This is a genomic window from Streptomyces sp. NPDC017943 (genome assembly GCF_044328425.1).
Classification (GTDB): domain Bacteria; phylum Actinomycetota; class Actinomycetes; order Streptomycetales; family Streptomycetaceae; genus Streptomyces; species Streptomyces djakartensis_A.
Window position 1 is genome coordinate 135,626 of the sequence record NZ_JBIRHH010000009.1, and the last position, 24,677, is coordinate 160,302.

Annotated in this window: 25 protein-coding genes; 12 read left to right on the forward strand and 13 right to left on the reverse strand. The window is 72.5% G+C overall.

The genetic code is table 11. The features are described from left to right. Nucleotides 1-260: 260 nt before the first annotated feature. Together ACH4C6_RS27395 and ACH4C6_RS27400 are read left to right on the forward strand one after the other, a co-directional pair. Nucleotides 261-710: a VOC family protein gene (locus tag ACH4C6_RS27395; protein ID WP_398111262.1), complete on the forward strand. Its 450-nt coding sequence runs from the start codon at nucleotides 261-263 to the stop codon at nucleotides 708-710. Between the two features lie 116 nt (nucleotides 711-826). Continuing rightward, nucleotides 827-1,453 carry a glyoxalase gene (locus ACH4C6_RS27400; protein ID WP_398111263.1) on the forward strand — a complete coding sequence of 209 codons (627 nt, stop codon included), beginning with the start codon at nucleotides 827-829 and terminating at the stop codon, nucleotides 1,451-1,453. 33 nt (nucleotides 1,454-1,486) lie between these two features. Here the strand turns inward: ACH4C6_RS27400 and ACH4C6_RS27405 are convergent, their stop codons facing one another. The 3 genes from ACH4C6_RS27405 to ACH4C6_RS27415 all read right to left on the reverse strand — a co-directional run bounded on the left by ACH4C6_RS27405 (nucleotide 1,487) and on the right by ACH4C6_RS27415 (nucleotide 4,618). Beyond that, the gene (locus ACH4C6_RS27405; protein ID WP_398111264.1) at nucleotides 1,487-3,241 is read right to left on the reverse strand and encodes an NAD+ synthase; all 1,755 of its coding nucleotides are present in this window, start codon (nucleotides 3,239-3,241) and stop codon (nucleotides 1,487-1,489) included. 94 nt (nucleotides 3,242-3,335) lie between these two features. Beyond that, nucleotides 3,336-3,956 carry a DUF305 domain-containing protein gene (locus tag ACH4C6_RS27410; RefSeq protein WP_398111265.1) on the reverse strand — a complete coding sequence of 207 codons (621 nt, stop codon included), beginning with the start codon at nucleotides 3,954-3,956 and terminating at the stop codon, nucleotides 3,336-3,338. Next, nucleotides 3,953-4,618: a DUF3105 domain-containing protein gene (locus ACH4C6_RS27415; RefSeq protein WP_398111266.1), complete on the reverse strand. Its 666-nt coding sequence runs from the start codon at nucleotides 4,616-4,618 to the stop codon at nucleotides 3,953-3,955. Before ACH4C6_RS27415 ends, ACH4C6_RS27410 begins: the two co-directional genes overlap by 4 nt. Nucleotides 4,619-5,094: 476 nt before the next feature. Between ACH4C6_RS27415 and glnA the strand changes: the two genes are divergently transcribed. Further along, nucleotides 5,095-6,456: a type I glutamate--ammonia ligase gene (gene glnA, locus ACH4C6_RS27420; protein ID WP_398111268.1), complete on the forward strand. Its 1,362-nt coding sequence runs from the start codon at nucleotides 5,095-5,097 to the stop codon at nucleotides 6,454-6,456. Between the two features lie 134 nt (nucleotides 6,457-6,590). On the opposite strand, the gene ACH4C6_RS27425 is transcribed toward glnA, so the two are convergent. Further along, nucleotides 6,591-7,097: an ArsI/CadI family heavy metal resistance metalloenzyme gene (locus ACH4C6_RS27425; RefSeq protein WP_398111269.1), complete on the reverse strand. Its 507-nt coding sequence runs from the start codon at nucleotides 7,095-7,097 to the stop codon at nucleotides 6,591-6,593. Between the two features lie 88 nt (nucleotides 7,098-7,185). Here ACH4C6_RS27425 and ACH4C6_RS27430 point away from each other — a divergent pair, with 88 nt between their 5' ends. Genes ACH4C6_RS27430 through ACH4C6_RS27445 form a run of 4 tightly spaced genes read left to right on the forward strand, consistent with a single transcriptional unit; the run spans nucleotide 7,186 to nucleotide 9,255 of the window. Then, nucleotides 7,186-7,566: an ArsR/SmtB family transcription factor gene (locus tag ACH4C6_RS27430; protein WP_398111270.1), complete on the forward strand. Its 381-nt coding sequence runs from the start codon at nucleotides 7,186-7,188 to the stop codon at nucleotides 7,564-7,566. Then, a complete protein-coding gene (locus ACH4C6_RS27435; RefSeq protein ID WP_398111272.1) occupies nucleotides 7,563-8,333 on the forward strand; it encodes an aquaporin in 771 nt (256 codons plus the stop codon). The genes ACH4C6_RS27430 and ACH4C6_RS27435 overlap by 4 nt, the downstream gene beginning before the upstream one ends. Next, nucleotides 8,333-8,749 (forward strand): arsenate reductase ArsC, encoded by a 417-nt coding sequence (locus tag ACH4C6_RS27440; protein WP_398111274.1) that lies wholly within the window; start codon nucleotides 8,333-8,335, stop codon nucleotides 8,747-8,749. The genes ACH4C6_RS27435 and ACH4C6_RS27440 overlap by 1 nt, the downstream gene beginning before the upstream one ends. 32 nt (nucleotides 8,750-8,781) lie before the next feature. After that, nucleotides 8,782-9,255 (forward strand): GNAT family N-acetyltransferase, encoded by a 474-nt coding sequence (locus ACH4C6_RS27445; RefSeq protein ID WP_398111480.1) that lies wholly within the window; start codon nucleotides 8,782-8,784, stop codon nucleotides 9,253-9,255. 186 nt (nucleotides 9,256-9,441) lie between these two features. Here the strand turns inward: ACH4C6_RS27445 and ACH4C6_RS27450 are convergent, their stop codons facing one another. The 5 genes from ACH4C6_RS27450 to ACH4C6_RS27470 all read right to left on the reverse strand — a co-directional run bounded on the left by ACH4C6_RS27450 (nucleotide 9,442) and on the right by ACH4C6_RS27470 (nucleotide 15,094). After that, nucleotides 9,442-9,987, reverse strand: coding sequence for a hypothetical protein (locus ACH4C6_RS27450; protein WP_398111276.1), 546 nt, complete (start codon nucleotides 9,985-9,987; stop codon nucleotides 9,442-9,444). Between the two features lie 170 nt (nucleotides 9,988-10,157). Continuing rightward, entirely contained in the window at nucleotides 10,158-11,375 is a 1,218-nt protein-coding gene (locus ACH4C6_RS27455) for an MFS transporter (protein WP_398111277.1), read from the reverse strand. A gap of 132 nt (nucleotides 11,376-11,507) precedes the next feature. Continuing rightward, complete coding sequence (locus tag ACH4C6_RS27460) at nucleotides 11,508-12,560, reverse strand: endonuclease/exonuclease/phosphatase family protein (protein ID WP_398111278.1); 1,053 nt, start codon at nucleotides 12,558-12,560, stop codon at nucleotides 11,508-11,510. Nucleotides 12,561-12,737: 177 nt separating this feature from the next. Then, nucleotides 12,738-13,388 carry a TetR/AcrR family transcriptional regulator gene (locus tag ACH4C6_RS27465; protein WP_398111279.1) on the reverse strand — a complete coding sequence of 217 codons (651 nt, stop codon included), beginning with the start codon at nucleotides 13,386-13,388 and terminating at the stop codon, nucleotides 12,738-12,740. 104 nt (nucleotides 13,389-13,492) lie between these two features. Beyond that, nucleotides 13,493-15,094 (reverse strand): MFS transporter, encoded by a 1,602-nt coding sequence (locus ACH4C6_RS27470; RefSeq protein WP_398111280.1) that lies wholly within the window; start codon nucleotides 15,092-15,094, stop codon nucleotides 13,493-13,495. A 199-nt stretch (nucleotides 15,095-15,293) separates the two neighbouring features. Here ACH4C6_RS27470 and panB point away from each other — a divergent pair, with 199 nt between their 5' ends. From panB to ACH4C6_RS27485, 3 genes are all read left to right on the forward strand, one after another. After that, nucleotides 15,294-16,163, forward strand: coding sequence for a 3-methyl-2-oxobutanoate hydroxymethyltransferase (panB, locus tag ACH4C6_RS27475; protein WP_398111281.1), 870 nt, complete (start codon nucleotides 15,294-15,296; stop codon nucleotides 16,161-16,163). 167 nt (nucleotides 16,164-16,330) lie between these two features. Continuing rightward, nucleotides 16,331-17,350 carry an ATP-binding cassette domain-containing protein gene (locus tag ACH4C6_RS27480; protein ID WP_398111282.1) on the forward strand — a complete coding sequence of 340 codons (1,020 nt, stop codon included), beginning with the start codon at nucleotides 16,331-16,333 and terminating at the stop codon, nucleotides 17,348-17,350. Next, a complete protein-coding gene (locus ACH4C6_RS27485; RefSeq protein ID WP_398111283.1) occupies nucleotides 17,347-18,162 on the forward strand; it encodes an ABC transporter permease in 816 nt (271 codons plus the stop codon). Before ACH4C6_RS27480 ends, ACH4C6_RS27485 begins: the two co-directional genes overlap by 4 nt. A 20-nt stretch (nucleotides 18,163-18,182) precedes the next feature. Here ACH4C6_RS27485 and ACH4C6_RS27490 read toward each other — a convergent pair whose 3' ends face one another. Continuing rightward, on the reverse strand, nucleotides 18,183-21,458 hold the full coding sequence (locus ACH4C6_RS27490) for a BTAD domain-containing putative transcriptional regulator (protein ID WP_398111284.1): 3,276 nt from the start codon (nucleotides 21,456-21,458) through the stop codon (nucleotides 18,183-18,185). Nucleotides 21,459-21,676: 218 nt separating this feature from the next. Between ACH4C6_RS27490 and ACH4C6_RS27495 the strand changes: the two genes are divergently transcribed. Continuing rightward, on the forward strand, nucleotides 21,677-22,477 hold the full coding sequence (locus ACH4C6_RS27495) for a site-2 protease family protein (RefSeq protein WP_398111285.1): 801 nt from the start codon (nucleotides 21,677-21,679) through the stop codon (nucleotides 22,475-22,477). Nucleotides 22,478-22,488: 11 nt separating this feature from the next. Here ACH4C6_RS27495 and ACH4C6_RS27500 read toward each other — a convergent pair whose 3' ends face one another. Together ACH4C6_RS27500 and npdG are read right to left on the reverse strand one after the other, a co-directional pair. Further along, entirely contained in the window at nucleotides 22,489-22,668 is a 180-nt protein-coding gene (locus ACH4C6_RS27500) for a hypothetical protein (protein WP_398111286.1), read from the reverse strand. Between the two features lie 65 nt (nucleotides 22,669-22,733). After that, entirely contained in the window at nucleotides 22,734-23,453 is a 720-nt protein-coding gene (gene npdG / locus ACH4C6_RS27505; protein WP_398111287.1) for an NADPH-dependent F420 reductase, read from the reverse strand. Nucleotides 23,454-23,664: 211 nt separating this feature from the next. Between npdG and ACH4C6_RS27510 the strand changes: the two genes are divergently transcribed. Beyond that, the gene (locus ACH4C6_RS27510) at nucleotides 23,665-24,267 is read left to right on the forward strand and encodes a hypothetical protein (protein ID WP_398111288.1); all 603 of its coding nucleotides are present in this window, start codon (nucleotides 23,665-23,667) and stop codon (nucleotides 24,265-24,267) included. Nucleotides 24,268-24,390: 123 nt separating this feature from the next. Here ACH4C6_RS27510 and ACH4C6_RS27515 read toward each other — a convergent pair whose 3' ends face one another. Further along, complete coding sequence (locus tag ACH4C6_RS27515; RefSeq protein WP_398111289.1) at nucleotides 24,391-24,621, reverse strand: hypothetical protein; 231 nt, start codon at nucleotides 24,619-24,621, stop codon at nucleotides 24,391-24,393. Nucleotides 24,622-24,677 lie beyond the last annotated feature (56 nt).

The window sequence follows — 24,677 nt, forward strand, 5'->3', positions numbered from 1 at the left end:
CCATCGGATCAAGGTCGTACGGCTTTGAGCCTAACCGCACGAGGCCGCTCGGGCGCCGCCGAGTTCGGCAGGCGGACGGGCTCCCTCCCGTGGGTCGTCCGGCAGGCCCCGGCGAGCGGACCGCGGGGCACCGGCGGGCTCGCGGGCGGGCGGGCCGGTGCGATTCGGTGGCGCCGCGCCCGGATTTCCGGTTCGGTGAGGGGAGCCGCTCCGCAGGACGGGGCGGTGGCTCGCCGGACGCCGGACGAAGGAGTCTCGCCGTGGACCTCACCCTCGAAGTCATCCCGCTGCCCGTGACCGACGTCGACCGCGCCCGGGACTTCTACCGGGACAAGGTCGGCTTCCACGTGGACATCGACCAGGAGGTCATGCCGGGGATGCGCATCGTGCAGCTGACCCCGCCCGGTTCGGGCTGCTCGATCGCCCTGGGCGAGTCCATCTGGCAGATGACCCCGGGTCCCACTCCGGCCCCGGGCAGCTACCAGGGCCTTCAGCTGTGCGTGGCCGACATCAAGGCGGCGCACGCGGAGCTGGTCGCGCGCGGCCTGGAGGTGTCCGAGCCGGTGCAGTACGCCCCGGACGACGGCGCCACGTTCATGCACTTCCAGGACCCGGACGGCAACGGGTGGGCGGTGCAGGAGTACCGGCGCAGGGCCACGGAGCCGCTGCACGAGCTGCTGGCGAAGGTGAAGCGGCAGCAGACGGGCTGAGGCCCCGCCCGGCGCACCCACCCGGCGCACCCGCCCGGCGACCCCGCCCACCGGTCGGGTGCATCCGGTCAGGAATCGAGAAGCCCGTGCGCGACGCCGTGACTAGCGTCGTCCTCATGACCTCTCTCGCACACATCACCCTCGAAGTGACCGACGTCGACGCCGCCGAGCGCTTCTACCGCACCGCCTTCGGCCTGGACGGACGCCTGCGGCTGGCGGCCTCCGAGGCGCCGTCCACCGGCTTCCGCGGTTTCACGCTGTCGCTGGTGGTGGCGCAGCCGGCCGACGTCGACGCCCTCGCCGAGGCCGCCGTCGCCGCCGGTGCCCGCACGCTGAAGCCCCCGGCGAAGTCGCTGTGGGGCTACGGCGGCGTCGTGCAGGCCCCGGACGGAACCGTCTGGCAGCTCGCCTCGTCGGCGAAGAAGAACACCGGCCCGGCGTCGAGGAGCGTGGAGGAGTTCGTGCTCCTGCTGGGCGTGGAGGACGTGAAGGCGGCCAAGCAGTTCTACACGGGCCGCGGGCTCGCCGTCGCGAAGAGCTTCGGCTCCAAGTACGTCGAGTTCGCCACCGGCACGGGTCCGGTCAAGCTCGCCCTGTACAAGCGGCGCGGTCTGGCCAAGGTCGCCGGCGTCTCCCCCGAGGGGAGCGGCTCGCACCGGATCCTGATCGGCAGCGACGCCGGACCGTTCACCGATCCCGACGGGTTCGCCTGGACGGCCGCCGCGGAGGCCGCCTCGCGGTGAGGCACGGGGGCACCGGCCCCCGCGCCGCCACCGTCACAGCGACTCGCGCCACCCGTTGGTGATGGGCAGCCGCCGGTCCTTGCCGAAGCCCTTCGGGGAGATCTTCGTGCCCGGCGGGTACTGCCGGCGCTTGTACTCGGCCGTGTCGACCATGCGCAGCGTCTTCGCGACGAGCTGGGCGTCGAAGCCGGCCTCGACGATCTCGTCGGCGCCCCGGTCGCGGTCGACGTACAGCTCCAGGATCGCGTCCAGCACCGGGTAGTCCGGCAGGGAGTCGGTGTCGACCTGGCCCGGGCGCAGCTCGGCGCTCGGCGGCTTGCTGATCGAGTTCTCCGGGATCGGCGGGGTCTGGCCGCGCTCCCGTGCGGCGCGGTTGCGCCACTCGGCCAGCCGGAACACCGACGTCTTGTAGACGTCCTTGATCGGGCCGTACGCGCCGACGGAGTCGCCGTAGAGCGTGGAGTAGCCGACCGCCAGCTCCGACTTGTTGCCGGGGGCCAGGACGATGTGGCCCTCCTGGTTGGACAGGGCCATGAGCAGCGTGCCGCGCAGCCGGGACTGGAGGTTCTCCTCCGCCAGGCCGGTGAGGTTCACGGAGCCCATGTACGCGTCGAACATCGGCTCGATGGCGACCGTGCGGTAGTTCAGGCCCGTGCGGCGGGCGAGCTCGGCCGCGTCGTCCTTGGAGTGGTCCGAGGAGTACTTCGACGGCATGGACACGCCGTACACGTTCTGCGCGCCCAGCGCGTCGCAGGCGATCGCCGCGACCAGCGCGGAGTCGATGCCGCCGGACAGGCCGATGAGGACCGACTCGAAGCCGTTCTTCGCCACGTACGCGCGCAGGCCCACGACGAGGGCCGAGTAGACCTCCTCGTCGTCGTCGAGGCGGTCCGCGTAGCCGCCGGTGTGCTCCGGCTCGTACCGGGGCAGCGGGTCCTCGGACAGGACGACCCGGTCGATGCGCAGACCGTCGTTCACCACGCCCGTCGGGGCGTCGGGGGACGCGGCCGGCAGGTCCAGGTCGACGACCACGCAGCACTCGGAGAACTGCGGCGCCCGCGCGACGACGGCGCCGTCCTTGTCGACGACGATCGAGTCGCCGTCGAAGACCAGGTCGTCCTGGCCGCCCATCATGGCGAGGTAGGCGGTCGTGCAGCCGGCCTCCTGGGCGCGCTTGCGGACCAGCTCCAGACGGGTGTCGTCCTTGTTGCGCTCGTAGGGGGAGGCGTTGACGGACAGCAGCAGCCCCGCCTGCGCGGCGCGGGCCGCGGGGACGCGTCCGCCGTCCTGCCAGAGGTCCTCGCAGATGGCCAGGGCCACGTCCACGCCGTGGACGCGCAGGACGGGCATGCTGTCGCCGGGCACGAAGTAGCGGAACTCGTCGAAGACGCCGTAGTTCGGCAGGTGGTGCTTGGCGTAGTGGAGGACCACCTCGCCGCCGTACAGCACCGCTCCGGCGTTCTGGGGCGCGCCGGCCGGCTGGCCGTACTTCGGCTGGGCGCTCTCGCTGCGGTCGAGATAGCCGACGACCACCGGAAGCTCCCCGAAGCCCTCGTCGGCCAGCCGGGCGGCGAGGGCGCGCAGGGCCGACCGGGAGGCCTCCACGAAGGACGACCTCAGGGCGAGGTCCTCGACGGGATACCCGGTCAGCACCATCTCCGGGAACGCCACGAGGTGCGCTCCCTGCTCGGCGGAGTGCCGGGTCCAGCGGACGATCGACTCGGTGTTGCCGGCGAGGTCGCCGACGCGGGCGTCGATCTGGTTCAGGGCGAGACGTAGTTGAGGCACGGGCCCAGTGTAATCGTCAGAGCGACGCAATAGGGTGGCGGGGCACCAGGGTGGGGCACTCCTCACCGCACTCCTCACCCCCGGCGCCGGCCCGCTACGGACGGGGTGCTGCTCCGCGCTCCTCGAGCAGGTCCGCCATGAGCCCGATCTCGGACTGCTGGGCGTCCACCATGCCCTGGGCGAGCCGCTTCTCCACGCCGACCGTGCAGGCGCGCACGCACGCCTCGGCCATGTGGATGCCACCGCGGTGATGGGCCGTCATCAGGCGCAGGTAGTAGACCTCGGCCTGCTCGCCGTCGAGTTTCCCGAGCCGTTCCATCTCGGCGTTCGTCGCCATGCCGGGCATCAGCGCGCCGTCCTCGCCCGAGGCCATGCCGCCCATGTCCATCCAGGTCATGGGGGGTTCGGAGGTGACCTTCGGCAGGCCCCACAGGTCGAGCCAGCCGAGCATCATGCCGCGCTGGTTGGCCTGCGTCTGCGCGATGTCGTAGGCCAGGCGCCGCACCTCCTCGTCCTCGGTGCGGTCGCGCACGATGTACGACATCTCCACGGCCTGCTGGTGGTGCACGGCCATGTCCCGGGCGAACCCGGCGTCCGCGGACTCCACCGACGGGACGGTGGTGCCGCCGTCGTCACCGGCGACGGCGTAGGTGATCGCCCCGGCCGCGACGAGCGCCGTCGCCGCGGCCGCGGCGACCAGCGGCACGTGCCTCACTGCGACAGCCCGTTGGTGCAGGCGGCACCCGGCTCGGGGGTCTGCTCGCCCTGGACGAACTTCTCGAAGAACGTGTCGACGTCCGGGTCGTCGGCGCCGGTCACCGTGCGCTGGTGCCCCCAGGCCGAGAGCATGATCGGGTCCTTCTGGTCGTCCATCGGGCTCATCAGCGTGTACGGGGTCTTCTTCACCTTCGCCGCGAGCGCGTCGACGTCGGCCTTCTTCGCGTCGGCGTTGTACGTCACCCACACCGCGCCGTGCTCCAGGGAGTGCACGGCGTTGGTGTTGTTCAGTTCCTTGGTGTAGACGTCGCCGTTGCAGTTCATCCAGACCTGGTTGTGGTCACCGCCGACGGGCGGCTCGGAGGCGTACTCGACGGCCTTGGTGACGTGGTTGCGCGACAGCTTGCCCTGCCACGTCCTCACCCCGTCCTTGCCGCTGACGAACCTGCCCTTGCCGGAGGAGTCGCTCGTCGCGGTGCTGCTGCCGCCGTCGTCCTGGGAGCGCACGAGCACCACGCCGCCGGCGACGAGTCCGCCGACGACCACCACACCGGCCACGGCGGCGAGGATCCGGTTGCAGCGCTCGCGTGCCCGCTCCGCACGCCGCATCTCCTCTATGCGCGCCTGGCGTCCGGTGCTGCTCTTCTTGGCGGAGCCCATGGGGTGTCCTTCGGGAAAAGTGACGGTCGGGTGGGCTGATCGTAAGGGTGCGGGAGGGGCGTGCCGTAGGGCGGTGGCGGGAATGGGCCGAATCGATACGGCACCGACAGCGGACCGACAGCCCGGCAGCCGGTGGGAACGGGTTCGGGCCGGCCGGCGGCGACTGAGGGCGGGACGGCGTGGCCGAGCACGGCGGCGGCGGCGGACGGGTACTCGGTGTGATCACGTACCGCTCGGGGTGACGCCCCGCCCGGCACCGGAAGCGGACCGGCCGTTACGGACGCCGGTGCGAGCAGGCACTATGGGCATCGGAGCAGTCCACCCGGCGTACGCGGGTCGTCCGGTCACCGCCGGTCGGGCGATCATGGTCCGCAACGCGTACGAAATGGTCGTGTGGTGGGATGCTCAGGTGCCCGACCGCCTCCCGTGGTACGGAAGAGAAGGCGGCCTGACCAGCAAGGATGGGGAAGCGGAAGATGGACAAGCAGCAGGAGTTCGTGCTCCGGACTCTGGAGGAGCGCGACATCCGGTTCGTACGCCTGTGGTTCACGGACGTGCTGGGCTTCCTCAAGTCCGTCGCCGTGGCACCGGCCGAGCTGGAGCAGGCCTTCGACGAGGGCATCGGCTTCGACGGCTCCGCGATCGAGGGCTTCGCCCGGGTCTACGAGTCCGACATGATCGCCAAGCCGGACCCGTCGACGTTCCAGATCCTGCCCTGGCGTGCGGAGGCCCCCGGCACGGCCCGGATGTTCTGCGACATCCTGATGCCGGACGGCTCGCCCTCCTTCGCCGACCCCCGCTACGTGCTCAAGCGCGCCCTGGCCCGCGCCTCCGACCTGGGGTTCACCTTCTACACCCACCCGGAGATCGAGTTCTTCCTGCTGAAGGACCGCCCGCTGGACGGCTCGCGCCCCACCCCGGCCGACAACTCCGGCTACTTCGACCACACCCCGACCAACGTCGGCATGGACTTCCGCCGCCAGGCGATCACCATGCTGGAGTCGATGGGCATCTCCGTGGAGTTCTCCCACCACGAGGGCGCGCCCGGCCAGCAGGAGATCGACCTGCGGTACGCCGACGCGCTCTCCACGGCCGACAACGTCATGACGTTCCGTCTGGTCATGAAGCAGGTGGCGCTGGAGCAGGGCGTGCAGGCCACGTTCATGCCGAAGCCGTTCTCGGAGCACCCCGGCTCCGGCATGCACACCCACCTCTCCCTCTTCGAGGGCGACCGCAACGCCTTCTACGAGTCGGGCTCGGAGTACCAGCTGTCCAAGGTGGGCCGCTCCTTCATCGCGGGCCTGCTGCGGCACGCAGCGGAGATCTCCGCGGTCACCAACCAGTGGGTCAACTCCTACAAGCGCATCTGGGGCGGCGCCGAGCGCACGGCGGGCGCGGGCGGCGAGGCGCCGTCGTACATCTGCTGGGGCCACAACAACCGCTCGGCCCTGGTCCGGGTCCCGATGTACAAGCCCGGCAAGACGGGTTCGGCCCGCGTCGAGGTCCGCTCCCTCGACTCCGGCGCGAACCCGTACCTGGCGTACGCGGTCCTGCTGGCCGCCGGCCTCAAGGGCATCGAGGAGGGCTACGAGCTCCCGCCGGGCGCCGAGGACGACGTGTGGGCGCTGTCCGACGCGGAGCGCCGCGCGATGGGCATCGAGCCGCTCCCCCAGAACCTGGGCGAGGCCCTGACCCTGATGGAGCGCAGCGACCTCGTCGCCGAGACCCTGGGCGAGCACGTCTTCGACTTCTTCCTGCGCAACAAGAGGAGCGAGTGGGAGGAGTACCGCAGCGAGGTCACGGCGTTCGAGCTGCGGAAGAGCCTGCCGGTGCTGTAGGGGCAGGCTTCCTGCCGATGCGACGGATGGGGCCGACGGACTGAGGACCGTCGGCCCCCTCGCTTGTTTGTTCACCGGGCCGTCTGTGGGCCGTCCGGACGCATCCCGGCGCTGAGAGCCGGCCCGGGCGCCGGTCAGCTGCCGCAAGCGCATCCGGCGGCGGCCTTGGCCTCGGCCGGGGTCCGGGCCGGGTCGACAGCCGCCTCGTCAGGGGTGCAGCAGGCAGTGGTACCGCAGCACGCGTCAGGGGCGGTGCCGGCCTTCTCCAGGGTGTCGGCGTCGGCCTTGACGACGTAGACCTCCCACGGCTCCTTGCCCGGTCCGGTCACCCACACCTTGTCCTGGAGCGCGTAGCAGCAGGAGGTGTCGTTCTCCTCGAACGTGGCCAGCCCTGCTTCCTTCAGCCGGGTCGTGGCGGCGTTCACGTCCTCGGTCCCGGCCACCTCGACACCGAGGTGGTCCAGGCGGGTGTCCTCGCCGGTCCCGCCCTCGATGAGGACGAGCTTGAGCGGGGGCTCGGTGATGGCGAAGTTGGCGTAGCCCTCGCGGCGCTTGGCGGGCTCGGCGTCGAACAGCTTGGAGTAGAAGGCGATCGAGCCTTCGAGGTCGGCGACGCGCAGGGCGAGCTGAACGCGGGACATGGCGGTCTCCCATCCGGAAGCGACTGTTTCGACAACTGTCGATACAGGCGACCTTGCCACCGGATTAGATGCCTGTCAACATAGAGAAATGTCGAAACACGCTGATCTGCCGGTGCTCGGACAGGACGAGGCGGCGTGCTGCGCGCCGATGGTCCGCGAGCCTCTGGGCGAGGAAGCCGCGGCCGAGCTGGCGCGGATGTTCAAGGCCCTGTCGGACCCCGTCCGGCTGCGGTTGCTGTCGCTGATCGCCTCACACGAGGGCGGCGAGGCGTGTGTGTGCGACCTCACGGGCCCGTTCGACGTCTCCCAGCCCACCATCTCCCACCACCTGAAGGTGCTGAGGGAAGCCGGGCTGGTGGCCTCGGAGCGGCGCGCGACCTGGGTGTATTACTGGGTGCTCCCCGAGGCGCTCGCGAAGCTGTCCGCTCTGCTCCAGACCCCCGCTGCGGCCGCGAAGGTGCCGGCGTGAGCGTGGCAGCGCCACTGGCCCGGCGGGCGGCCGTCGAGGGAACAGGCACGGCCGCGCTGGTCGCGGTGGTGGTCGGCTCCGGCATCCAGGCCAGCGAACTGACCCGCGACGTCGGCGTGCAGCTGCTCGCCAACTCCCTGGCCACCGTCTTCGGCCTCGGCGTACTGATCACCCTGCTCGGCCCGGTGTCGGGGGCGCACTTCAACCCGGCGGTCACCCTCGCCGCCTGGTGCACCGGCCGCCGGACGGGACAGGCTCCGGCCCTGCGCGACGTCGCAGCATATGTGCCCGCCCAGATCGCCGGAGCGATCGCGGGTGCGGTGCTCGCCGACGCCATGTTCGGCAGGCCGCTGGTGGAGTTCTCCACCCACGATCGGTCCGCCGGCCACCTGTGGCTGGGCGAGGTGGTGGCCACGGCCGGGCTGGTCTGGCTCGTCGTCGGCCTGGCCCGCGCAGGCCGCGCCCACCTGGCGCCGGTCGCGGTCGCCTCCTACATCGGCGCGGCGTACTGGTTCACCTCCTCCACCTCCTTCGCCAACCCGGCCGTCACGATCGGCCGGGCATTCACCGACAGCTTCGCCGGTATCGCCCCCGCGTCCGTGGTGCCGTTCCTCGCCGCCCAACTGGTCGGCGCCGCCGCCGGTCTGGGCCTGGCCGCCGTCTGCTTCGGCCGCCCGGCCAGGGTGAACGAGGACGTCGCCGTCCCCCATGGCAGGCAACAGCCCGCCGATCTGCCCCGCCCCACCGAAGAGAGCGCCCTGACCTGATGAGCACCTCCGCCGTTCCCTCCGTGCTGTTCGTGTGTGTGCACAACGCCGGCCGCTCCCAGATGGGCGCTGCCTTCCTCACCCACCTCGGAGGCGACCGTGTGCAGGTCCGCTCGGCCGGGTCCGCCCCGGCCGAGGCGGTGAACCCGGCCGTGGTGGAGGCCATGCAGGAGGTCGGTATCGACATCTCCGCCGCGACCCCCAAGGTCCTCACCGTGGAGGCGGTGGAGTCGTCCGACGTGGTGATCACCATGGGCTGCGGCGACGCCTGCCCGTACTTCCCCGGCAAGCGGTACCTGGACTGGAAGCTGGACGACCCAGCCGGCCAGGGCGTCGCGGCGGTCCGCCCGATCCGCGACGAGATCGGGCGACGCATCCGTGGTCTGCTCGCCGACCTCGGCATCGAGGCAGCGTGAAGGGCCCGGCCACCGGCCTGCGGATCGCACCGATGCGGCCCGAGCACGCCGCACAGGTCCTGGCGATCTACCGATCGGGCATCGACGAGGGCAACGCCACCTTCGAGACCACGGCCCCGACCTGGGAGGCGTTCGACGACGCCAAACTGCCCGACCACCGCTTGGTCGCCCTGGACGAAGGCGCCCTGGTTCTCGGGTGGGCCGCCGTCGTGCCGGTCTCCGACCGGTGCGCGTACGCCGGTGTCGTCGAGCATTCCGTGTACGTCCACCCCGACGCCCGGGGCCGCGGGGTCGGCATGAGCCTGCTGACCGCGCTGCTCGCTTCCACCGACGCGGCGGGCATCTGGACGGTGCAGTCCGGCATCTTCCCGGAGAACACCGCCAGCCTCGTCATCCACGAACGGGCGGGGTTCCGCGTCATCGGCACCCGCGAGCGCATCGGCCGCCACCACGGCACATGGCGCGACGTCGTCCTCGTCGAACGCCGAAGCCCCACCGTGGACTGAGCGTCACGGAGGTGATCCCGGCCGGTGGCCGCTCCTGGCGGCCCGGAACGCCATCAGAGGGTGCCTGCCGGTACGGCCCAGCCTCGGCGAGCAGATCCGCCACCGGGCGCGGCGCGGGCCTGGCCCTGCTCCTGGCCACGGCCGTGGCGCTCGCGCACGTCCGCGCGGGCCGGCAGCCGGTCGCCGTCAGGCGGTCTCGTCCTGCTGCTGCCAGACCCGGGGCCAGTTGCCTGAGGGCGGCGGGGGTCCCGGGATGCCCAGGTCACGCCGTGCGAGGGCGTAGAACTGGTCACGTGCTCGACTCATCCGGCCGACTGCCCTCTCCCAGCCCGCGGGGTCGTCCCTCATGCCGCGCGCATAGAGTTCGACGTTCCACACCGCCTCGTGCCACTGCCGGGCCGCCGCCACCGTCTCGGCATCGCCGACGAGCAGCACCGTTTCCCACTCGGACGCACGCCGCGCCTCGGCCTCGGCGAGCTGCACCAGGCCTTCTTCCTCGGGGTCCAGTGGGTCCACAGCGTGCTGGAACCCTCGGGCAGCGCCCATGCGCTGGGCGATGTTGATCTGATGCTTCAGGCAGTTCGCGTAGGACGCGTAGGTGTCCAGCCTCTTCTGATCCCAGCGTTCGGCCCGTGCGCGTCGCCACCGGCTCCGCTCGGTGAGGCTGGTGGCCACATAGGAGCCGACGGCTCCCACGAGGACACCGGCCAGAGCAGGCACCTGTTCCCACACGTCGTCTCCCCCATGACTCACGCGGACAGTCGGAGACACGGTGCCGCAACGGGAGGCTCCGGTAAAGGCGGTCCCCACCGGAGGTCAGGACCTGCCCGGGCAGGCGGAGAGCACGGCAGCCCCCGGGCGTGTTCCCGGGGGCTGCCGTGCTGTCGCTCGTGCCGGAGGCGTCAGTGGTGGAGGGCCTCCGCCTCCTGCGGGACGTGGCTCGCCACGACCCGTTCGCGGCCCGGCGCCGGCGCCCGGCGGCGGTCCACCGCCGCGGCCAGCGCGGCCACCCCCAGGCCGAGGACGGCCAGGGCCGCTCCCGCCAGGGCCGGGGACGTGACGCCGAAGCCCGCGGCCAGGGCGAGGCCGCCGATCCAGGCGCCGCCCGCGTTGGCCAGGTTGAAGGCGGCCTGGTTGGCCGAGGAGGCCAGGGACGGGGCCGCGGAGGCCTTCTCCATGACCATCAGCTGCAACGGTGACCCGGTGGCGAAGGCCGCCATGCCCAGGAGCGTCACCGCCACGGCGGCCGTCACCTCCGTGCGCATCAGCAGCGGGAACAGCGCCAGGACCGCCACCAGCGAGATCAGGCCGCCGAACAGCGTGCCGCGCAGCGAGTGGTCGGCCAGGCGGCCGCCGAGCAGGTTGCCGGCGGTGGCGCCGACGCCGAACAGCGCCAGCAGCAGGGTGACGCTGGCACCGGCGTACCCGGCGGCGTCCGTCAGCATCGGGGTGATGTAGCTGTAGGCCGCGAACAGGGCGCCGAAGCCCGCGACGGTCGTGCCGAGCGACAGCCAGACCGGCAGGGAGCGCAGGGCGGCGAGTTCGCCGCGCAGGCCCCGGGCGGTGGCGTGCTCGTGGTCGTGCGGGATGAGCGCCGCGAGTGCGGCGATCGCCACCAGTCCGATGGCGCTGACGCCGAGGAAGGTCGCGCGCCAGCCGAGGTGCTGGCCCATGAGGGTCGCGACCGGCACCCCGGCGACGTTCGCGACCGTCAGGCCGAGGAACATCAGGGACACCGAGCGGGCCTTGCGTTCGGGGGCGACCATGTTCGTGGCCACGACGGCCCCCACGCCGAAGAAGGCGCCGTGCGGCAGCCCGCTCAGGAAGCGGGCGGCCAGCAGCCAGCCGTTGCCGGGTGCGAGCGCCGACAGGGCGTTGCCGACGACGAAGAGCCCCATCAGGCCGATCAGGACCGTGCGGCGGGACATCTTCGCGGTGACGGCGGCCAGCAGCGGCGCGCCGATGACCACGCCGAGCGCGTACGCCGACACCAGGTGGCCGGCGCCGGGGATGGAGATGTTCAGGTCGTCCGCGACATCGGGCAGCAGCCCCATCATCACGAACTCGGTCGTGCCGATGCCGAAGGCACCCACGGCGAGGGCGAGCAGGGCCAGGGGCATGAAGAACCTTTCGAGACGTGCTGAGATCCGTACGCTTATGTTCAAGTACGGAACAAAGTCTCGCAGGCGCTGCATTCCAGCAGCCGGGGCCCCGAGAGGGTTTTCCCGCCGACGCGCCCCTGACCTGCGGGTTCAGGATCCCGCTGTGGTGACCTTCACACGGGCCGCGACCGGCAGATGGTCGCTTCCCGTCTGCGGCAGGGTCCAGGAACTCTGCGGTGTCAGACCGCGGACCATGATCTGGTCGATGCGCGCCATCGGGAACGAGGCGGGCCAGCTGAAGCCGAAGCCGCTGCCGGCCGCGCCCTGCGTGGAGCGCATCTGGGAGGTCACCGCGTTGAGCGCGCGGTCGTTCATGGTGCCGTTCAGGTCGCCGAGCAGGACGACGTCGGGCAGCGGCTCGTGGGCGATGGCCTCGCCGAGGTAGTCGGCGCTGCGGTCGCGCTGACGGGCCGTGAAGCCGGCCTCCATCTTCACGCGCACGGACGGCAGATGGGCGACGTAGACGGCGAGCCGTCCGGTCGGCGCGGTCACCGTGGCGCGCATCGCCCGCGTCCAGCCCATGTCGAGGTCGACGGCCCGCACCCCGCTCAGCGGGTACTTGCTCCACACGCCGACCGTGCCCTGCACGGAGTGGTAGCGGTACGTCGACGCCAGCGCCTTCTCGTACACCGGGACGGCGGCCGGGGTCAGTTCCTCCAGGGCGAGGACGTCCGCGCCGGAGGCGGCCACGTCCCGGGCGGTGCCCTGCGGGTCGGGGTTCTCGGCGTTGACGTTGTGCGTGACCACGGTCAGGTCGCCGCCGGTGGCCGTCTTGTCGCTGAGCTGGCCGCCGAAGAGGTTCAGCCAGATCACCGAGGGCAGCACCACGGCGATGAGCGCGGTCGCGGACCGGCGCACCACCGCGAGCAGGAGCAGCACCGGGATGCACAGCCCCAGCCAGGGCAGGAAGGTCTCGGTGAGACTGCCCAGGTTGCCGATGCTGTTGGGGATCTGCGCGTGCAGCGCCAGGACCACACCCAGCAGCACCGCGCACCCGGCGACGACGAGCCCGCGCCGCCAGACGCGGGGATCGCCCCGCCAGCCCCGGGCCAGCCGTCCGAACAGGCGCCGAAGCCGGGTTCCCCGGTGCTCGGGTCCCGAGCCGCCGTTGTCCGTCTCCGTCATGTACGCCTGCTGCGCCATACCGTCGCCTCACTGCCTGCCGTGCACACCATCGCCCCCGTGCCTCACGACCCTAGGGGATGATCCGTTCCGTTCCCGCCGTCCGTCGACGGCCGTACGGGAGCGAGGACGTTCGAGTTCCTCCGGGGAGTTCCGATCACACCCGCCGAACGTGTGGTCTGTGACGAAACGCGCACATTACGGCCGGTCGGGACCGGCCTCACCGGGAGGCGGGCCGGCCGGGCGCAGGCCCTGGAGCAGGGTGTCGACGACCCGTTCGGCGAGGTCCTCGGGAAGGTCGGCGTCCGGGCTCAGGACGGAACGGACCAGGACCGGGCCGACGAACAGGTCGTTGAGCAGCTCCAGGTCGACGTCGGTGCGCAGTTCGCCGTTGTCCTGCCCGCGGCGCAGCACCTCGAGGCCGAGCCGGCGGCGCGGGGCGACGACGGTGGCGTGGTACGCCGCCCAGAGCTTGGGACTGCTCTTCATCTGGGCCTGCACGCTGTGCAGGATGGCCGAGGAGCGCTGGGCCAGGCCGCGCCGGCGCACCTGCTCCAGCAGCACCACGAGGTCGTCGCGCACGGAGGTGCCGGGCAGCTCCGGGTCGGGGAGTTCGGCGCCGCGCACGATGTCGACGAACAGCTCCTCCTTGCCGCTCCAGCGCCGGTAGATCGTGGCCTTGCCGACGCCGGCGGTGCGGGCGATGCGCTCGATGGACAGCTCCGCGAGGGGCACGCCCTCCTCCAGCAGCCTCATCACGCCCTCGATGATGGCGCGTTCGGCGGCCTCGCTCCTGGGGCGGCCCCGGGCGGGTCCGTCGTGCGGGGTCTGCCGTTCGGCGAGGCTCACGTCGCTGCGTCCTTTCCTGGCACCGGGTGCTCTCACGGCACCGGGTGCGTCGCTGACACCGGGTGGGGACGGCTCCTTGCCGCGGGTTGCATTGTCCCGCGGAGTCAGGACCCGGTGTGCGACAACTCCTGTTCCCTGCCGGGCTGCTGGGGGTCCTGCCGCCTGCCGGGCAGGAACAGCGCCACGACGACCGCGCCGAGCAAGGCGATGCCCGCGCCCCACAGGGCCGTGACGTGCATGGCGTGCAGGAAGGCGTCGTAGGCCGGGGTGACCAGGGCCCTGCCCTCGGGTCCCAGCTTCTGGGCGACGCCGAGGGTGGCCTCGATGGACTCCCCCGCGGTGTGGCGCAGGCCCGGCGGCAGCTGCCCCAGGTCCCCCTCGATGCTGTTGCGGTACGCGGTGGACAGCACCGAGCCGAGGACGGCGATGCCGAGGGCGCCGCCGACCTGGCGGAAGGTGTTGCTGAGGGCGGAGGCCGAGCCGGCCTTCTCGCGGGGCAGGGCCTGCATGATGACGACGCTGACCGGCGTCATGATGTGCGCCATGCCGGCGCCCATGAGGAAGAAGATCACTTCCAGGAGCCAGATGGGCGTGTCCGCGTCCAGGAGGGCGAAGGCGGCCAGCATCGCGGCGAGGACGAGCATGCCGGCCGTGGTGGTGGCCCGGTTGCCGAAGCGGTCGACCACCAGCCGGGCGCGCGGCGCGAAGAACAGCTGGGCGGCGGCCAGCGGCAGCATCAGCAGACCGGTCTGCAGCGGCGAGTACCCGCGCACGCTCTGCGTGTAGAAGACCGCGAAGAAGGTCACGCCCATCAGGGCGAAGAACACCAGCGCGATGGCGGCGATGGCGGCCGAGAAGACCTTGTTCTTGAAGTACGTGACGTCGATCGACGGGTGGTCGCTGCGCTTCTCGACCACCACGAAGGCCACCAGCACGGCCAGACCCGCGCCGATCGTCGACAGCACGGTGGCGTCGGTGAAGTCGGCGAGCTGACCGCCCTTGATGATGCCGTAGACGAGCAGCACCAGGCCGACGACGGACAGCACGACGCCGACGGGGTCGATGCGGCCCGGAGCCGGGTCGCGGGAGTCGGGCACGAGCCAGAGCATCAGGGCGAGGGCGAGCAGCACGATCGGCACGTTCACGAGGAAGACCGAGCCCCACCAGAAGTGGTCGAGCAGCAGTCCGCCGGTGATCGGGCCGATGGCGATGGCCAGCCCGACGCCGCCCGCCCAGATGCCGATGGCCTTCGGCTGCTCGTCGCGCTCGAAGACGTTCATGAGGACGGCGAGGGTGGCGGGCATGACGAACGCGGCGCCCACGCCCATCACGGCGCGGAAGGTGATCAGCTGGCCGGGTGAGCCGGAGAACGCGGCGAGCGCCGAACCGATGCCGAACACGGCGAGGCCGCCGAGCAGGACCTTCTTGCGGCCCAGCCGGTCCCCGAGCAGCCCGGCGGTGAACAGCAGGCCGGCGAAGACGAGGGTGTAGGAGTTGATCGCCCACTCCAGCTCGCTCTGGGTGGCGCCCAGGCCGGTGGGGGCCGGGGTGGAGATCGTCTTGATGGCGACGTTGAGGATGGAGTTGTCGAGAACGACGATCAGCAGGCTCAGCATCAGCACGCCGAGGATCGCCCAGCGGCGCCGGTGCACCGCTTCCGGTACGCGGGGGCCGGTGGGGGCGGCCTGGTCGGCAGGTGAGGTCATGTGTCCAGCGTAGGCCATTTTCGATACGAGACCGTCTCGTATCGGAATACTCTTACCGCGCTCTTACTGCGGATTCCGCTTGTGGCCGGGGCGCACCTCACAGGGGCTCCTCTAGCCCAACCCGGCACGAAGTGCCACCATGGACGTGGTCCGGGGACGCCGTCAGGGCGCCTCGAGATGACGTGTTAGGAGCCGTGCCATGACGCAGCTTCCGGCTGCCCAGACTGCACATGCCGCCGACGGCGGGAAGACGCTGTACGGGGGCAAGGGGAATCGGCGCATCACCGTCCGCGACATCGCCGCCGCGAAGGAGCGCGGCGAGAAGTGGCCGATGCTCACCGCGTACGACGCGATGACCGCATCCGTGTTCGACGAGGCCGGGATCCCGGTGATGCTCGTCGGCGACTCGGCGGGCAACTGCCACCTCGGCTACGAGACGACCGTGCCCGTCACCCTCGACGAGATGACCATGCTGTCGGCCGCGGTCGTACGGGGCACCTCGCGCGCCCTGATCGTCGGCGACCTGCCCTTCGGCTCCTACCAGGAAGGGCCGGTGCAGGCGCTGCGCTCGGCCACCCGCCTGGTGAAGGAGGCCGGCGTGCAGGCCGTGAAGCTGGAGGGCGGCGAGCGCTCGCACGAGCAGATCCGGCTGCTCGTCGAGTCCGGCATCCCGGTGATGGCCCACATCGGCCTGACCCCGCAGTCGGTCAACGCGATGGGCTACCGGGTGCAGGGGCGCGGCGAGGAGGCCGCCCAGCAGCTGCTGCGCGACGCCAAGGCCGTGCAGGACGCCGGGGCCTTCGCGGTGGTGCTGGAGCTGGTCCCGGCCGAGCTCGCCGCCGAGGTGACGCGCGTGCTGCACATCCCGACGGTGGGCATCGGGGCGGGCCCGGAGACGGACGCCCAGGTCCTGGTGTGGACCGACATGCTGGGTCTGACCGGCGGGCGCGTGCCGAAGTTCGTGAAGAGCTACGCGAACCTGCGCGAGGTCATGGGGAACGCGGTGAAGGCGTTCGCCGAGGACGTCGTCGGCGGCACCTTCCCGCAGGAGGAGCACTCCGTCCACTAGCCACTGCCGCACCACCCCCGGACAGCCCGTCGATCTTCCCCCGTCGACGGGCTGTCCCCTTTCGCCACGCGTTCCCCGACGGGTTCCGCCCCGGGCCGGCGGGCCTGTCGGGGCGGTGTCGGCGGCTTGTCGGTGAAGTGTCGGTGGGGCCTGGCACCGTCTGTGCCATGACGCGCATCGACGAACGAACCAGCGGCGCCGCTGTCACCGTGCGGGGGCTGGTCAAGCACTACGGGGAGACGAAAGCCCTGGACGGGGTCGACCTGGACGTGCGGGAGGGCACCGTGATGGGGGTGCTCGGACCGAACGGGGCCGGGAAGACGACCCTGGTACGCATCCTGTCCACCCTGCTCACCCCCGACGCGGGACGGGCCACCGTGGCCGACTACGACGCCGTACGGCAGCCCCGGCAGCTGCGGCGGGTGATCGGCCTGACCGGGCAGTACGCCTCCGTGGACGAGAAGCTCTCCGGCTGGGAGAACCTGTACATGATCGGACGGCTGCTCGACCTGTCCCGCAAGGACGCGCGGGGCCGGGCCGACGAGCTGCTGGAGCGCTTCTCGCTCACCGAGGCGGCCAGGCGGCACGCGGGCACGTACTCCGGCGGCATGCGGCGGCGGCTGGACCTGGCCGCCTCGATGATCGGCCGGCCGTCCGTGCTCTTCCTGGACGAGCCCACCACCGGGCTCGACCCGCGCACCCGCAACGAGGTGTGGGACGAGGTCAAGCGCATGGTCGGTGACGGGGTGACCGTGCTGCTCACCACCCAGTACATGGAGGAGGCCGAGCAGCTCGCCTCGGAGCTGACCGTCGTGGACCGCGGCCAGGTCATCGCGGGCGGGGCCATCGAGGAGCTGAAGGCGAAGGTCGGCGGCCGTGCGCTGCGGATCCGCCCGGCCGACCCGGCGCACCTGCGGCCGCTCGCCGCCGCGCTCGACGACCTCGGCATCACCGGCCTCGCCACCACGACCGTGGACGGCGACCGCGGTGACGTCCTGGTGCCGATCCTCAGCGACGAGCAACTGACCGCGGTGGTCGGCGCGGTCACCGCGCGCGGCATCACCCTCGCCTCCATCACCACCGAACTGCCCAGCCTGGACGAGGTGTTCCTGTCCCTCACCGGCCACCGTGCCAGTGCCCCGCAGGACGCCGTGCCCGCCGAAGACCTTCAGGAGGCCGCCGTATGAGCGCCGTCACCCTCGACGACACCGTGACCGACGCCCGTATCCCGCTGCGCGGCCATCTGCGCCACACCGGTGCCCTGATCCGGCGCAACCTGCTGTGGATCCGCAAGGACCCGGAGTCGATGGCCGACGCGCTGCTGATGCCGGTCATCTTCACCCTGCTGTTCGTGTTCGTCTTCGGCGGCTCGATCGGGCAGGCCCTGGGTGGCGGGCAGGAGCGGTACGTGCAGTACGTGATCCCGGGCATGATCGCGATGATGAGCATGACGCTGTCCCAGGGCGTCGGCACGGGCTTCAGCCAGGACTTCAACTCCGGTGTCATGGACCGTTTCCGGTCCATGCCGATCGGGCGGGGCTCGGTGCTGTTCGCGAAGATCTCCGTGGAGCTGCTGCGGATGCTGTTCGCGACCGCCGTGCTGATGGTCGTCGCCGTCGCCGTCGGGTTCGAGATCACCGACTGGCCGGGGCTGCTCGCGTCCGTGGCGCTGTCCACCGCGTTCGCCTCGTCGATCATGTGGGTGTTCCTCACCCTGGGCGTGATGCTGAAGAACGCGCAGTCCGTGCAGGCGATGGGCTTCCTGGTGCTGTTCCCGCTGCAGTTCGGCTCGTCGATCTTCGCGCCGACCACGTCGATGCCGGGCTGGCTGCAGGCGTTCACCGACTACAACCCGCTGTCCACGCTGGCGGACGCCGCACGCGGCCTGATGATCGGGGGGCCGGTGGCGCACGACCTGTGGGTGACGCTCGGCTGGTCGGCCGCCATCACGGCCGTGATGGCGCCCGTCGCCATCCACAAGTTCCGCACCAAGAGCTGACCGGGGGCGGCCGGGCGCCGTCAGAGCAGGGCGGCGGCCTCCTCGACCGTGAGGCCGTCGCCCCGCGCGTACGCGGCCTCGTACGCCGTGTCGCCGAGCACCGCGCGGGCCTGCCGTTCCGCCGTCTCGCGGGTCTCGCGCTCCTGCCGCTGGGCGAGGTGGCCCGGCGGCAGCAGGGCGTCGGCGGCGCCGAGGCAGCGGGCCGCGTCCGCGGCGCGCCGTCCCCCGTCGAGGGCGGACAGGGCCCTGGCTCCGGTGATCAGGTACACCGCCCGCATATGGGGCGCGATGGCCTCGGACACGGGGTCGCCCGCCTGCTCCAGTGCCCTGCGGGTGCGGTCCAGGCAGTCCTCGTGGCGGCCCTCCATGGCGTCCAGCCAGGCCTCCGCGCCGAGGATGAACGCGTCGAAGACGATGAAGTGGGAGATCCGGAAGTCCTCGCGCAGCCGCCGCAGTTGCTCGCGGGCCTCGGGGAAGCGGCCGGTCATGCCGAGCCGCCCGGCGAGGAACAGCCGCGCGGCGGGCATGGCCTCGCTGTGCGAGTCCTCGTGCTGGGCGATCACCTCGCGCAGCAGCCGCTCGCCGCGTTCGTCCTCGCCGGACTCCAGCAGCGCGCTGCCGAGCCGGGCGGTGAGGACGGCCGCCTGGGCCCGGGCGCCGAGCCGTTCGGCGTGGGCGATGGCGGCCTCGTAGTCGGCGGCGGCCAGGGCGTGGTGCCCCTTGCGCTCATGGGCCTCGGCGCGGGCGGACAGGGCCTCGGCGGTGCCCCAGGAGTCGCCGAGGCGGCGGTAGATCTCCAGCGACTCGTCGGCGTCGCGCCCGGCGTCACCGGCCCAGTCGGTGCGGTTGGCGAGGAAGTTGGCCCGCATCTGCAACCCGGAGGCCAGCTCCCAGTCGAAGCCGGGCGTGGCGCGGCAGGTGCGGATGGAGGCGTCCATGATGATCCGCAGCCGGTCCATGTCGCCGGTCAGCATCACGGCGAAGAACCACAGCAGGCCGGGCAGGCGGCAGTTCTGCGGCAGGCCCGGCTCGTAGGTGGCGGCGATGGTCCGCAGCTTCTGCTGGGAGCGCGGGTTCTGCCAGGCGTCCAGTTCGGTGTCCATGCACGCCAGGTGCGCCAGGTGGATGCCGCGCCGGGCCTCCCACAGCACCTCGCCGGTCATCGGCGGCGGGGCGTCGGTGCAGCGCTGCCAGACGGGGGCGGCGGGGCGCACCGGCTCGGTGAACGGGTCCGGCCCGAGAGCCATGACCTCGCGGCACCAGTTGCGGGCCTCGATGCGCAGATCGCGCATCTGCCAGTACCAGACCAGCGACAGGGCCAGGCACAGCGCCTCCTGCTCGTCGCGCAGGGCGACGGCGTGCCGCAGGGCGGTGCGCAGGTTCTCGTACTCGCGCTCCAGGCGCCGGATGGCGCCGCTCTGCTCCGGGCCGCGCAGCAACGGGTCCGTGCGGCGCGCCAGTTCGCGGAACCAGGTCAGGTGGGCCCGCTCGGCCGCGGCGCGCTGCCCGGACTCGTCCAGCCGCTCGGCCGCGTACTCGGCGACGGTCTCCAGCAGCCGGTAGCGCATCTCGCCGTCGGCCGGTGCGGCCACGACCAAGGAGCGGTCGACGAGGGAGCCGAGCGCCTCCAGGGCGGCCGGTCCGCACACCGCCTCGGCGGCGGGCAGGTCGCAGCCGCCCGCGAACACCGACAGCCGCCGCAGGACGTCACGTTCGTCCTCGTCGAGGAGTTCCCAGGACCAGTCGACGACGGCCCGCAGGGTCTGCTGGCGGGGCAGGACCGTGCGGCTGCCGGAGGTGAGCAGGCGGAAGCGGTCGTCGAGCCGGTCGGCGATCTGGCGGGGGGTGAGCATCCGCAGCCGGGCGGCGGCCAGTTCGATGGCGAGCGGCAGTCCGTCCAGCCGCCGGCAGATCTCGGCGCACGCCTCGGGGTCGTCCTCGATGCGGAATCCGGGCCGGACCGCGGCGCCCCGCTCGGCGAACAGGCGCAGGGCGACCGGCTCGGGCAGCGGCTCCACCGGGCGGAGCAACTCGCCCGCGACGCCCAGGGGTTCGCGGCTGGTGGCCAGGACGGTGAGGCCGGGGCAGCGCTGGAGCAGTTCCTCGGCGAGCCGGGCGGCCGCGGCGGCGACGTGCTCGCAGTTGTCCAGGATGAGCAGCATGCCGGGGCGGGAGCAGTGCTCGGCGAGACGTTCGACGGGGTCGTCGAGCCGTTCGGCCACGGCGGCGCGGATGCCCTCGGCGCCGGCGCCGTACAGCACGGTCTCGCGGGCGCCGACGGCGGTGAGCACGGCCTCCGGCACGGCGGCGGGGTCGTCGACCGGAGCGAGTTCGGCCAGCCACACCCCGCCGGGCATGCTGCCCCGCACGGTCTCGGCGGCCTCCTGCGACAGGCGGGTCTTCCCGGCGCCACCGGGGCCGAGCAGCGTCACCAGGCGGGCCGCCTTGAGGTCCCGGCGGAGGGTGTCGATGTCGGCCTCGCGGCCGATGAAGGAGGTGAGGCGGGCGCGGAGGTTCCCGGCCGGCCGGCCCGGCCGCACGGCGGCGGGCACGGGCCCGGGGTCGTCACCGGCCCGCAGCAACTCCGCGTGCAGGGAGCGCAGTTCGAGGCCCGGGTCCGTGCCCAGACGGTCGGCGAGCAGCCGCCGCACCTCGTCGTAGGCGTCCAGCGCCTCCGCGGTGCGGCCCGCCTCGCGCAGGGCGCGCAGCCGGAGTGCCTGGAGCGGCTCGTCCAGGGGGTGGCCGTCGCACAGGGCGGTCAGCTCCGGCAGGGCCTGCTCGGCCCGGCCCAGGGCGAGGGCGGCGGTGTGGCGGGCCCGCAGCACGTCCAGCCGGCGGGCCTCGACGCGGGCCGCCTCGGCGGTGCGCTCGGGCAGGTCGGCGAGGGCCGGGTCGCGCCACAGCGCGAGGGCGTCGTCGAGAACGGCGGCAGCCTTGCCCGGGTCGCCGTCGGCCAGGGCGCGCAGCCCCTCGCCCGCGAGCCGTTCGAAGCGGTGCAGGTCGATGTCGTCCGGCGCGGCGGTGAGGCGGTAGCCGCCCTCGGCGGAGGCCACGGCGTCGGCGCCCAGTGCCCGCCGCAGCCGGCCGACGAGCGCCTGCAGCGCGCCCGGGGCGTCGGCGGGGGGCTCGGCGCCCCACACCTCGTCGACGAGCAGACCCACGGACACGGTCCGCCCGGCGCGGAGGGCCAGCACGGTCAGCAGCGCACGCAACCGCGCCCCGCCCACCGGGACGGCCGAGCCGTCGGTGCGGAGCGCCTGGGTGGTGCCGAGGATGCGGTAGCGCACGGGGTCCATTGTCTCCGGTGGTACGGGGGCGGGGCACGGCGGTGCCCGGCGCGGCGGCGGTTGCGCGGCCGGATGCGGGGTGCCGGTCGGGTTCTTGCGGCCCGGCGCGGTCACCGGGCGCCGGACCGCACCACCCTTGCGGAACCGGCCGCCCCGCGCGAGGCGTTTTTCGTGTGCGCCCGGTAGCGTCGGGCCGTCCCACCGGGTGTTCGAGAGCAGGGAGTCCGATGACCACCGCCACCAGCCGCCACAGCGAGCGGCGGATGAGTCCCGTCTTCGTCGGGATCCTGGCCGTGACGGCGGTCACGGGATGGGCGACCTGGACCGGGTTCGCGGAACAGCCCGGGGTCGCCGTGTTCCTGTTCGTGACGGCGGCGTGGATCGTCTCGCTGTGCCTGCACGAGTACGCGCACGCCCGCACCGCCCTGCACAGCGGCGACATCTCGATCGGCGCGAAGGGCTATCTGACCCTGAATCCGCTGAAGTACACGCACGCGCTGCTCAGCATCGTGCTGCCGGTGATCTTCGTGATCATGGGCGGCATCGGTCTGCCCGGCGGTGCCGTGTTCATCGAGCGGAACCGGATCCGGGGCCGCTGGAGGCACAGTCTGATCTCGGCGGCGGGCCCGCTGACCAACGTGCTGTTCGCCGTCGTGTGCACCGCCCCGTTCTGGCTGGGCGCGCTGGAGGGCGTGCCGGCCGACTTCCGGTTCGCGCTGGCGTTCCTCGCGCTGCTCCAGGTGACGGCGGCGCTGCTGAACTTCCTGCCGGTGCCGGGCCTGGACGGCTACGGCGTGATCGAGCCCTGGCTGTCGTACGGCGTCCGGCGGCAGGTGGAGCCGTTCGCGCCGTTCGGCCTGCTGTTCGTGTTCGCGCTGCTGTGGCTGCCCGCGGTGAACGGCGTCTTCTTCGACGCGGTCGACGCGATCCTGAAGTCCCTCGGGATCAGCGACGTCGAGACGTACTGCGGGCAGGAGCTGTACCGCTTCTGGCAGGGCTCGAACGAGTTCTGCTCGGTGGCGCCCTGAGGGTGCCGGTCTCAGCCGGTGACGGACTTCTGCTGCCGGCCGCGCTTGACGTAGTACCAGCACATGTTGGACGACAGGCCCGCCAGCAGCACCCACACGATGCCCAGCCAGCTGCCCTGGACGAAGGAGACGACGGCCGCGGTCACGGACAGAAGGCAGACGACGAGGGCGTAGAGGGCGAGGCGGGGCATGTCGGGTGGCTCCTGTCGGGGGACACTGCGGGCACTGCGGGCGCCTTCCAGTGTCCCCCATGCGGTCATACGTCCGTGACGCGGAGCCCGGCGTGTGCCTTGTAGCGGCGGTTGACCGAGATCAGGTTCGCGACCAGGGACTCCACCTGGTGGGCGTTGCGCAGCCGCCCGGCGAAGACGCCGCGCATGCCGGGGATGCGGCCGGCCAGGGCCTGCACGATCTCCACGTCCGCCCGCTCCTCCCCGAGCACCATGACGTCGGTGTCGATCCGCTCGATCTCCGGGTCCTGGAGCAGGACGGCCGACAGGTGGTGGAAGGCGGCCGTGACGCGGGAGTCCGGCAGCAGGGCGGCGGCCTGCTCGGCGGCGCTGCCCTCCTCCGGCTTGAGGGCGTAGGCGCCCTTCTTGTCGAAGCCGAGCGGGTTGACGCAGTCGACGACGAGCTTGCCGGCGAGCTCCTCGCGCAGCGACTCCAGGGTCTTGCCGTGGCCCTCCCACGGCACGGCGACGATCACGATGTCGCTGCGGCGCGCGGTCTCGGCGTTGTCCGCGCCCTCGACGCCGTGGCCGATCTCCTCGGCGGCGGCCTGCGCGCGGTCGGCGGCCCGGGAGCCGATGATCACCTTCTGCCCGGCCCGGGCGAGCCGGTTGGCGAGGCCCTTGCCCTGGGGGCCGGTCCCGCCGAGCACGCCGACGACGAGCCCGGAGACGTCGGGCAGGTCCCAGGGGTCCTTGGCGGGCGCCTTCTGCGCGGTTCCGGTGGCGGCACTGTCGGTAGAGGTCATGGCCCCGACTCTACGGCCGCGCCGCGGACCCGACCGTTCCAGGTGCCGGTGCCCGGCGCCCGGCCGGCCGGGCCGGGGGGGACGACGCGTCTCCCGGCCGCTCCCCCGCCCGTTCGGCCGTGGAACGGGTGTCCGGGGCGTGTGCCCGGGCCGGGCGAATCCGCGGGCAAGCGCGTCCGGGTCCCGGGGCCGCCGGGGCAGGATCGGGGTCATGGATGCCGTACGGGTCGCGCTGCTGCGGGAAGTGCTCGCCGGGACGGAGTGGCTGGGCGCCACCCGGCGGTTCGCCGGGGCCCTGCGGGGGTCGGTGGTGTCGCACGGCGGCGGACTGCTGCTGGTCGGCACGCCGGAGTACGAGCCCTGGCACCTGGCGGCGCACCTCGTGGACGAGGCCGCCTGGTCGGGCACGCCGGAGCTGGCCCCGACGCTGGTGCGGCACGACGCCCGCCCCTCGGACCCGGCGCACCTCGCGGTCGGTCTCGGCCGGCTGGAGGCGGTCCGGCGCGGCGAGACCCTGCTGGTGGTGACCCCGGGGGCCCCGGCGGCCGCACTGCTGGAACGCGTCTTCGACGCCCGCCGCGCCGGGGCGACGATCCTGGCCCTCGGCCAGGGCGGGGACGAGCTGCCGTCGATGTCCCACGAGGTCCTGGCGGTCCCCGACGGGGCGGAGCTGGACCTCGACACCGTGCAGCACCTGGTCAGCGCGGCGGCGGGCGAGAACGCCCTGCCGGCTCCACGCGGCCGGCGCCGGCTGCGGGACCGGGTGTCGAGGCTGGCGGAACACCTGACGGCACCACCCCCGGCCCGCTGGTGACACGCCGCACCCCGCACCCCCGGCCTGGCGCCCAGCGGGGGGCACCCCCGGGGCGCATCACTCCGGCATGACCGACGCCCGGGGCGGCAGGGGCCGGGGTCCCGGGCGTCGTGGTGTGACGGGTCAGCCGTCCTCTCGGCCGCCCGCCGGGGCGTCGTGCCACTTCGGGTCGTTCTCCCACTGGAGATTGCGCTCGCGGGCGGTCGCCATCGCGTGCTCGGCCTCCGTACGGCTCGTGTACGGGCCGAAGCGGTCCTTGTTGGGGCACTCGGGCCCCTCTTCGACCTTCTTGTGCTCCAGGCAGTAGTACCACTCGCCCGGCTTGCCGACCGTCCGCTTCTTGAACAGGGCCATGACCAGCTCCTCTCGCCACCGACATGTTCCCCCGTCGCCGCTGGTTAGACTCGCTG